The sequence below is a fragment of the Proteus sp. G4415 genome, from assembly GCF_963896075.1.
GTDB lineage: Bacteria > Pseudomonadota > Gammaproteobacteria > Enterobacterales > Enterobacteriaceae > Proteus > Proteus mirabilis.
Genome location: NZ_CAWQOK010000117.1, coordinates 1 through 8,694, shown reverse-complemented (window position 1 = coordinate 8,694; position 8,694 = coordinate 1). Strand labels below are relative to the sequence as shown.

Below are 8,694 nucleotides of genomic sequence, written 5' to 3'. Positions count from 1 at the left end.
TGGAGATACACGTGAATAAAAGAGCACTTTCGACAAAGTATCGAAATTCGATGTATCCATCAATGATAAAAAAAATAGGGGGATACGGTTTATCGTTATTCTTGATACCAATAATATTCTTTCATTCCGCTAATGCGTTAGAGTTATCCGTTCCTATTGGCTCAACAGGTTATTTAGGGGAGGTCACTCCGCCAGTTGGTTCAACAACGAAAAATTATGGGATGGTAAGTTCAGTGCTTCAGGCGAATAGATCTTATATAAGTTTTCGGTGGGAGCCTAGTCAATTTGTGATAAGTGACCTGCCTTTTTACCCCGAAATCGGTCGAGTGGGTGTGGCTATCTACAATAAAAGCAATCCCAAAGGGGCCTTTATTGTTTTAGCACCCAGTGGATATGGTTTGTTGCGTTATAAACGGGCTAACGATACATATGAGAATGCTTCATTTTCATTTAGTCGTTCCAAAACCACCGCTATGACAAATATGTATAATAATTTTCCCTCTAATTCTGATGAATTAAGTTGGGGTCTTTTGCCCAGACAAGGCAATAGTAATTTTTTCTCAGCACGATACGTAGATGGTAGTGATAAAGTTCATTCGTTAACATTAACAATATCCAGTTATTCCGCGTATGCCATCGGGCCATTAGAGGCCGGTGAATATGCCATGCGTGATGATTCAAAATTTTATGCCGTCATTCGCACTAGTTCAGGTTCTTTTGCAAGATCTAAAACATTATTAAGTTCAGCGGATAATGTGAATATTAAAGCACTCAAAGCCTGTGACGTTATCCCCCAAACGTCTACCAATATTCAGTTTCCGACTCAAATCGCGAAAAATTATGCAACACCCACTAAATTAGCAGATAATTTAGCCAGTATCAGTGTCAATTGTCCTTATGCTAATAAAAATATCTATCTCACCCTGAGCCCTTTTAATAATTTAGTCTCAGGCAGTGAAACAGGGATGGAGCTATCCACCAATGGCTCTGAAAATATCACCACACTGCCTTATGTGGTGGCTTCTTTAAAATCTGCACAATCAAGTATTTGTCAAGCCAATGCACAAGAGGCCTTGCGACTCGTCGGTAGTAATAAACTAGCGCAACAAAATATGAAGAGTTTTACACAAAACATAATTTTTAACCTTTGTGCTAATGGCAATATCAAAGCCAATAAATATACAGGGGCAATTAATGTAGCAATTTTAATTGAATAGCGGTATTCCGGTATTATTGATAACTGGCTTGCGCACTACATGTTATGTTAAAGAGGAGTCTTGATGATTTAGGTAACATAAAGAAATCATTTAAAAAATATTTAACATCCATTAGGTAGGGTAGTGCAAACTGTACTTGATAGCCATCAATTAATTGCTGGTGGTTTTTTATTGAAGAAGATTATGTCAGATAAACAAGAGATAGGTGAGTTTATCTACAAAGTCTTTTCAGAGCTATTTTAATATTAAATGTTTTTCTCCAACTGATGATATAGTTACTAGTTAATATACTAGGCTTAATAAGCTATTAAAAATAAATTCCCTATATTTGTCAATATTGTTTTAATAAATTTAATTTAGGTTTTATTTTAACTTTTGGTGCTATTGTTTTGATTTATATGTAGGTCACACTCATTATCAACTATATTGCAGATATAAAGATAGCCATGTATATGGTGATATTCCAATATATACTTCAGGTGCGCTATTTGAGGGCGATGACTATCTTATCGATGTGAAAGGTAAATACATTAGTCTAAGATTACGGATTGATTGGATATGATGATCCGTGAGGCTGTTGCTAAAGAACCTCATAATTTTTAATTAATAAACTCACTTCTGTGAGCTTATTAATTGGCTTTTTACAATAATGAATAACATAGTTATATAGAGAATGGTATTTATAAACAAAAAATACCCTGTGATTTTTATACTCACAGGGTGTTTAAATGAAGCAAAAATAAAACTTAATTAGATATCAACACGGGGGTTGATAGAGATTTTAATATAACCAATTAGTTAGAAAGTCTCTAATAGTAACTACTAAGTATTGCAATAGATTAAACCAATTTGTCCATAGCATTATTAATGTGTATTAGTTGCAATAGATGCCAAAGGAGAAATTTAAAATAGCTTCGCCAACAAAATCTAACCTATTAGTAATATCGACACTATTTGCAGCAAGGCGATCACGTGATGATTTATCAACATTTTTTGTACTGATTAACTATACCTAGTTGGCGAAAAGATAAATAGTACACATTAATATACAAAATACTGTAATTATATACAGTAAAAGATTGCATTTCGAAAAAATTTGTCTTATCATCTCTAAATAGTGGGCAATTTGTTACTAAGCACACTAAACTTTGTTAAACCTCACTCATTTAGTGAGGTTTTTTGTTATCTGAAATTAGCGAATAACAGGCCTAAAAACATGCCCTAGTTATAAGACTAATTAAGTTAAATGGAAAAAAACTTATCAATAATATAAGGAAATATTTATGGAACACTTTACTAAAAAATCGTTATTTACCTGCGATAAAACTAATGAAAATCTCCCTAATAAACCGGGTGTAATAACACATTGCCAAGAGCTAGCGTCTGACTTAGGGTTAAGCGAAGCTTTTGCGCAATACACAATATCTTATACTTCTTGTGACAGTGTTCATGGAGAAATTATCCGTGAAGATACTGGTGCCGTTTTTATTCCGAAAAGTCAAGCGCCTAAAAATGGTTGGCCTGTCATTGTATGGAATCATGGTACGGTAGGGATAGCGCCAACTTGTGCTCCTTCATTAACACCTAAAAATAGTCGCGTATCGCAATATTTAAATACTTGGCTATCCCTTGGGTTTGCGATTGTTGCACCAGATTATCCAGGTTTAGGCTCATCAGGGTTGCATCATTATATGGATGAAAGAGCAACAGCATGGAGCGCTTTGGATAGTGCAAAAGCTGTCTTGAAAGGTGGGTTTTCGCTAAGTAATCGCTTTATCTTTATGGGGCAATCTCAAGGGGCTCATGCTGCATTTGCCTCTGTCGGCTATCAGCCTGAATATGCACCAGAATTAAATATCTTAGGTGCGATAGTGACAGGGACGCCTTATTTTAGTGATAATCTACTTGAAAACTTTATTAGTGATGGTGTTCAAGATGAAGGTGATAGAAAGCTACCTTACGCGATGTACTTATATCTTTCTGCTGCTGATAAAAATCCAAACTTAAAAGTGGAAGATTATTTCCAAGAATTAGCAATACCTTATGTTGAAAAAGCGAAAACGCTTTGTATCAGTCCATTAAGTCAATTAGTAATGGATAATAAATTAAACGCATCAAATAGCTTAAAACCTAAGTTTTACGAGCTATTAGAGCAAGAAGCGTCAAGTTTAAATTATAGAAAACTTCTTGTTGATAAGCCCGTATTTATAGGGATTGGTTTAGAAGATATTCATGTGTTAACTCGTTGGCAACAAGAGTTTGCAAGAGATGTATTGGAAGCAGGCACAAATGCATATGTATATGAATATCCGAATATTGGTCATTTAGATGTATACAATGTCTCTTTGCGAAATTCAGTGCCTTTTGTATTTGAACTGATGAAAAATGAGCATAGCAAAATAGACTAAAAACTATTTTATAACTGATTAATTTCTATCTTAATCTTATTCTTATCATTTGAATGTGGAAATATGAGTGATATGAGATGCCAGATAATGTTTTGGTTAAAAGATATCTGGTATCTCTTTTTATTTTAATTCTTTGATTTAAGGAAATAAAAAATTATTTTTATTGATAAGTTTTTATGATTTTGTCTATATCAATCTTATTGATAGATTTTTTATTCACCAAAAATAAAGTTTGCTATCTGAGTTTTTCTATGGCTTAATGATGTCACTGGTTTGGAAGTACAGACCTATTTATGTTAGTCAGTTTAAAGTTGTTCCCGTTTAGCGTTATCCTTGATACCACTTCATTGCGAATTCCTTCTAATTAATTCCCATAAGTAAAAATACCAAACAAACCACATATGCCTTATGGCAAATTAAATAAATTAAAGGAAATTCTATGTCTAATTCAATGACTGGTACAGTAAAATGGTTCGATGAAGGTAAAGGTTTTGGTTTTATTACTCCAGCAGATGGCAGCAAAGATGTATTCGTGCATTTCTCTGCAATCCAAAGTGATAACTTCAAAACATTAGCTGAAGGCCAACAAGTTTCATTTACCATGGAAAATGGTATGAAAGGCCCTGCAGCAGGCAACGTGGTGGCTCTCTAAAGGCGCTATTACAATTCGCCTCTATTTTAAATGCCCAAGTTGTCGCGGTTCACAATATAGAACATCACAATTTGATGTTACAGTGAACAATCCACACGGCGCAAAATGTATCTTTTGCAAAAGTGTGATGACAGCTCAAATGAGCTAAGCATTAAATAGTTGAATATACAAAACCTCGCTTCGGCGGGGTTTTTTTGCTATCTACAATCTTATATTGACTAAAGATAAAAAATTTATATTTTAGGGCTTGAAAAATGCTTGCTCGTTCATATTTATATATTGGGCCAATCAGATATCGCCCATAATTCAATAAATACTGAAGGAGGAATTATATGCCTAATATTAAACCTTTTTCATTATTCCCAACTTTATCTGACAATCTACTTTCAAACCGTTTTGATCAGATAGATCGCCTGTTTAGTCAGTTAACAGGCAGTAAACCAATTTCATCACCGACTCAGACTTATAATCTGAAACAGATTGATGATAACCATTATGAACTAACAGTGAGTGTGCCTGGATATCAAGAAGATGACTTATCGGTTTCATTGAAAGGAAGTCGCTTATTGATTGAAGGGAAAAAAGAAGAAAAATTAGAAGAAGACAATGATAAATGGATCCACCGAGGTATATCTCAAGGGCAGTTTACATTGCAGTTTGACCTCGGTAAAAATGTCAAAATAGAAAAAGCCGATTTATCAAGTGGACTTCTGACCATTGCTATTGAGTATGAGTTACCTGAAGAAGAAAAACGGCAAACAATAGCGATAGAAAATAAAGATAAAAGCTAATTTAGTGAGATAGCTTAAATAAGATTAAGGCTGCACATAATGTGTAGCCTTAATTTTTTGTAATAGCCTATAAATTATAATATTTGAATAAAGAAGGGCAAAATAAACCAGATGCTTAAAGAAGTGCAAGCTTACACTAGAAAAATGGATTGGGTGTTTATGGCTCGCAATAGATACACTTAATCGTTGGAGTATATGTGTTCATAACAAACCTCTTTAAGAGGGGGCACTTTATGTGAACGCATAATGAGATTTAACCATGATAGTTTATACAGTAGTAAATGTTTAAAAGATTAAATACTGTTGATACAAGAAAGTGTGTCAAAAAATGATATAGATATTTATACTAAATATTTAAAAGATAAGTTATTAGTAAATAATATACCAGTTTTTATTTATTATCTAATATAGAAATGAGTTTTCTATTATTAAAATAATGACTTCAGAATAAAGAAACGATATGATTTATTTTATTTAAATAGGAACTGTTATGAAAAAGCCACTTTCTTTATGGATAACTCAATTTTTGATTGTCTGCTGTATTATACTGATATTATATTTTTTTATAACCAATGCATCACTGTTATTAAATTTGTATAGTTTTGATATGCCCGCTGAGATAAAGATAGAAATTTATTTATGGAGTTTTATTCGTTTGTTAGTTTTAATTATACAAATATCAGCGCTTTACTTTTCCTTCAGATGCGATAAAAGGGCGCGGGTATTGACTATCTTAGCTTGGCTACCAATCATTATCGTCATGTTATGGAGCAATTTCCATGAAGGGTTAACTTCTTTGAACGAAAGTGGTATAAGCTATGATAATAATGCTCAAAGATCTGGAGGGATTATAGGTAAACTTATTCTGGCTGGATTATCCCTTTGGTTGACATCTATTATATTATTTTCAAAAAAATTAAAGCGTTATTTTCTATTTGAGAAAAGTGAATGATTTTTTTGACTACAAAAATGGATGGCTTAATAACCATCCATTTTTATTGCATAAAATATCTTGGTATAAATAATTATTAACTAAAGTATAAATACATAATTATTAGAAATAATATCTGTATACTACTCCACTTCTTGTCGTGACAAGATATTAGGTAAATTTATTTCTATCCAATCCGCAAGAAGCGTGAGTTTCTCACTTATTTGCTCACCAAGATCTGTCAAAGAGTACTCTACATGGGGTGGAACAACAGGATATGACACTCGGTTAATAAAACCATCTTGCTCCAATACTTGTAACGATTGAGACAGCATTTTCTCACTTACTCCGCCAATTTTACGTCGTAAATCACTAAAACGATGTGTTCCATCTCGTAGGGCTATTAAAATGAGTATGCCCCAACGACTTGTAACATGTTTGAGGATCTCTCTGGATGGGCACTGTTTAGAAAATAAATTTCCTTCACGTAATTGCTGCGAGAGTGTGGATATTGTCATTGTATACTTACCTTTTTGTATGTACTTACTTTTAGTAAGTTTAGGTGCTATGTTATCAAAACACAAGTGATACATTAAGGAGTTATCTTATGATTGCAATTACTGGTGCAACAGGCCTATTAGGTCAACATGTGATTGAAAACCTTCTTCAAACCGTTCCTGCTAATCAAATTGTGGCATTTGCTCGTGATGTAAAAAAAGGATCGTCTTTAAGTCAGAAAGGCGTTTTAGTACGTCAGGCGGATTACAATGATAAAGCTTCATTAATAACAGCTTTACAGGGTGTCGATAAATTACTTTTAATTTCCTCAAGTGAAGTTGGCAAACGTACCATTCAACATCGTAATGTCATTGAGGCAGCAAAATCAGCAGATGTACAATTTATTGCTTACACTAGCATATTACATGCTGATCGCTCTCCATTAAGCTTGCATGTGGAACATGTAGAAACAGAAAAAATGCTAGCTGATTCTGGGATATCTTACACTTTATTACGAAATGGCTGGTATACAGAAAATTATCTGGCAAGTGTCCCTGCAGCAATTGAGCATGGCGTTTTTCTGGGGGCGGCTGGTGATGGCAAAATAGCTTCAGCCACTCGGGCCGATTATGCATTGGCTGCTGCTCGGGTAATTAGTGAAGAAGGACATATAGGTAAAGTGTATGAGCTTGCGGGTGATGAAGCTTGGACATTAGAGCAATTGGCTAAGGAATTGACTAAACAAAGCGGGAAGCAAGTGATATATAACAATTTAAGTCAGGCCGATTTTGTCGCTGCGTTAAAAACGGCAGGCTTACCCGATAAATTATCAAATATGCTGGCTGATTCTGATATCGGCGCATCCAAAGGTGGATTATTTGATGATAGTCATACCCTAAGTAAATTAATTGGCCGACGTACAACAACACTTGCGGAGAGTATCAAAGCAATATTGTAAATCGATAGCTAATATCTATTCTATTTTCAGTTTAATTTTTTGGCACCCTAAGAGTTGAAATTTTGGGTTTCACATGCAGGGTGCCTTTCATAAGCATTATTATTTATGATAGGTGAGCATCAATTAATAAAAGATTAATTTTAGTCGTAAAATAGTAGGATAGACTGCTACACTAGGTAACAAAAATGAATATAACTAAATGATATTGAAAAATATTTATTCAGCTTAATAGGACTTTATATGAAGCTAGTTTCAGCGATATTATTAACTTTATTTTTTGTTTCAGGATGTTCGACATCACAGTCTGATATTGATAAATATGAGCAATCGAGTAAAGATGCGATGAAGCCAGATCCATATTCTGACAGCGTAATCAATACGATTAGACAGCACCAGAAGATCACCGTATGTAATAGTAAAATTGGTGGGTGCTATTGATTTAATACGGCACAGCTTTAAGGTTAAACAATATACTTTAGGATATTCTGTGCAATTAAAGACACAGATGCGTTACCATCAATAATAATGTCAGCACTCAGCTTTTCTCTTTCTGTCATTGCCGTATATGAGGGCCGTGAGTAGATTAAGTACTCTTCTAAATAATGAATAATATCATTTCCACTTTTCTCTTTATAATCACGCAATATTCTTCTTGCTAATGCGATATCTAGTGGTGTATCAATAAAAAAAGCATAGTCGATCATCTGTTGTAGCGCTGGGTGAGATCTGGCAAAAGGATAATCCAAAATGATATGAGTATATTGAGACTCTTCTATCGTCTGATTAACTTGTTCAACAAATGGCTTTATATCCCATTCGCTATAATTACCACCTTGTTCTATCCACTCATCGAGATCTTCAGGTGCTGTAGGGCAGTCGAAATCATCAAAATGAAGGCATTTGCTTGATGGAAGCTTTTCTCTTATATAATGAGAAAGTGCTGTTTTGCCGCCACCTGCAATTGAGGTGATAGAGATAATTATAGGTGATTTTATAGAACTCATTGTTAGCTCATAATCAAAATAAAATTGCATAGGATATTATATAGACTAATTTATATTAAGTATAATTTATTTATAGTATTCTGAATAAGTTCAGTTTTTAGAAAAACTTAATTAATTATAGTAAGAGGTAGGAATTAATAAACTATACTATATATTAATATAACTCAATAAGTAACATCGATTTTTTGATTATAAAATAAGCGGTATTGTTTGTAAAAATAGTTATAATAACCAG

Annotated in this window: 10 protein-coding genes; 8 read left to right on the top strand and 2 right to left on the bottom strand. The window is 33.6% G+C overall.

Features of this window, described 5'->3' with window-relative positions:
• The 6 genes from AACU95_RS13155 to AACU95_RS13130 form a co-directional block, all read left to right on the top strand.
• The coding region (locus tag AACU95_RS13155; protein WP_237612010.1) for a hypothetical protein at positions 1 to 1,217 on the top strand (1,217 nt) is incomplete at its 5' end.
• A 1,283-nt stretch (positions 1,218 to 2,500) separates the two neighbouring features.
• Entirely contained in the window at positions 2,501 to 3,625 is a 1,125-nt protein-coding gene (locus AACU95_RS13150; protein ID WP_012367815.1) for a lipase family protein, read from the top strand.
• Between the two features lie 439 nt (positions 3,626 to 4,064).
• Complete coding sequence (cspE, locus tag AACU95_RS13145) at positions 4,065 to 4,277, top strand: transcription antiterminator/RNA stability regulator CspE (RefSeq protein WP_004247907.1); 213 nt, start codon at positions 4,065 to 4,067, stop codon at positions 4,275 to 4,277.
• A 7-nt stretch (positions 4,278 to 4,284) separates the two neighbouring features.
• The gene (gene ymcF / locus AACU95_RS13140; protein WP_406819891.1) at positions 4,285 to 4,425 is read left to right on the top strand and encodes a cold shock small protein YmcF; all 141 of its coding nucleotides are present in this window, start codon (positions 4,285 to 4,287) and stop codon (positions 4,423 to 4,425) included.
• Positions 4,426 to 4,609: 184 nt separating this feature from the next.
• Positions 4,610 to 5,068, top strand: a complete 459-nt coding sequence (locus tag AACU95_RS13135; RefSeq protein ID WP_004242516.1) for an Hsp20 family protein — start codon at positions 4,610 to 4,612, stop codon at positions 5,066 to 5,068.
• 490 nt (positions 5,069 to 5,558) lie between these two features.
• A complete protein-coding gene (locus AACU95_RS13130) occupies positions 5,559 to 6,020 on the top strand; it encodes a hypothetical protein (protein WP_161737080.1) in 462 nt (153 codons plus the stop codon).
• A 122-nt stretch (positions 6,021 to 6,142) separates the two neighbouring features.
• Here the strand turns inward: AACU95_RS13130 and AACU95_RS13125 are convergent, their stop codons facing one another.
• Positions 6,143 to 6,517: a winged helix-turn-helix transcriptional regulator gene (locus AACU95_RS13125; RefSeq protein ID WP_004247909.1), complete on the bottom strand. Its 375-nt coding sequence runs from the start codon at positions 6,515 to 6,517 to the stop codon at positions 6,143 to 6,145.
• 89 nt (positions 6,518 to 6,606) lie between these two features.
• Between AACU95_RS13125 and AACU95_RS13120 the strand changes: the two genes are divergently transcribed.
• Positions 6,607 to 7,455 carry an SDR family oxidoreductase gene (locus AACU95_RS13120; RefSeq protein WP_012367816.1) on the top strand — a complete coding sequence of 283 codons (849 nt, stop codon included), beginning with the start codon at positions 6,607 to 6,609 and terminating at the stop codon, positions 7,453 to 7,455.
• Between the two features lie 240 nt (positions 7,456 to 7,695).
• Entirely contained in the window at positions 7,696 to 7,893 is a 198-nt protein-coding gene (locus tag AACU95_RS13115; RefSeq protein WP_004242521.1) for a hypothetical protein, read from the top strand.
• 23 nt (positions 7,894 to 7,916) lie between these two features.
• On the opposite strand, the gene AACU95_RS13110 is transcribed toward AACU95_RS13115, so the two are convergent.
• Complete coding sequence (locus AACU95_RS13110) at positions 7,917 to 8,459, bottom strand: hypothetical protein (protein WP_004251489.1); 543 nt, start codon at positions 8,457 to 8,459, stop codon at positions 7,917 to 7,919.
• Positions 8,460 to 8,694 lie beyond the last annotated feature (235 nt).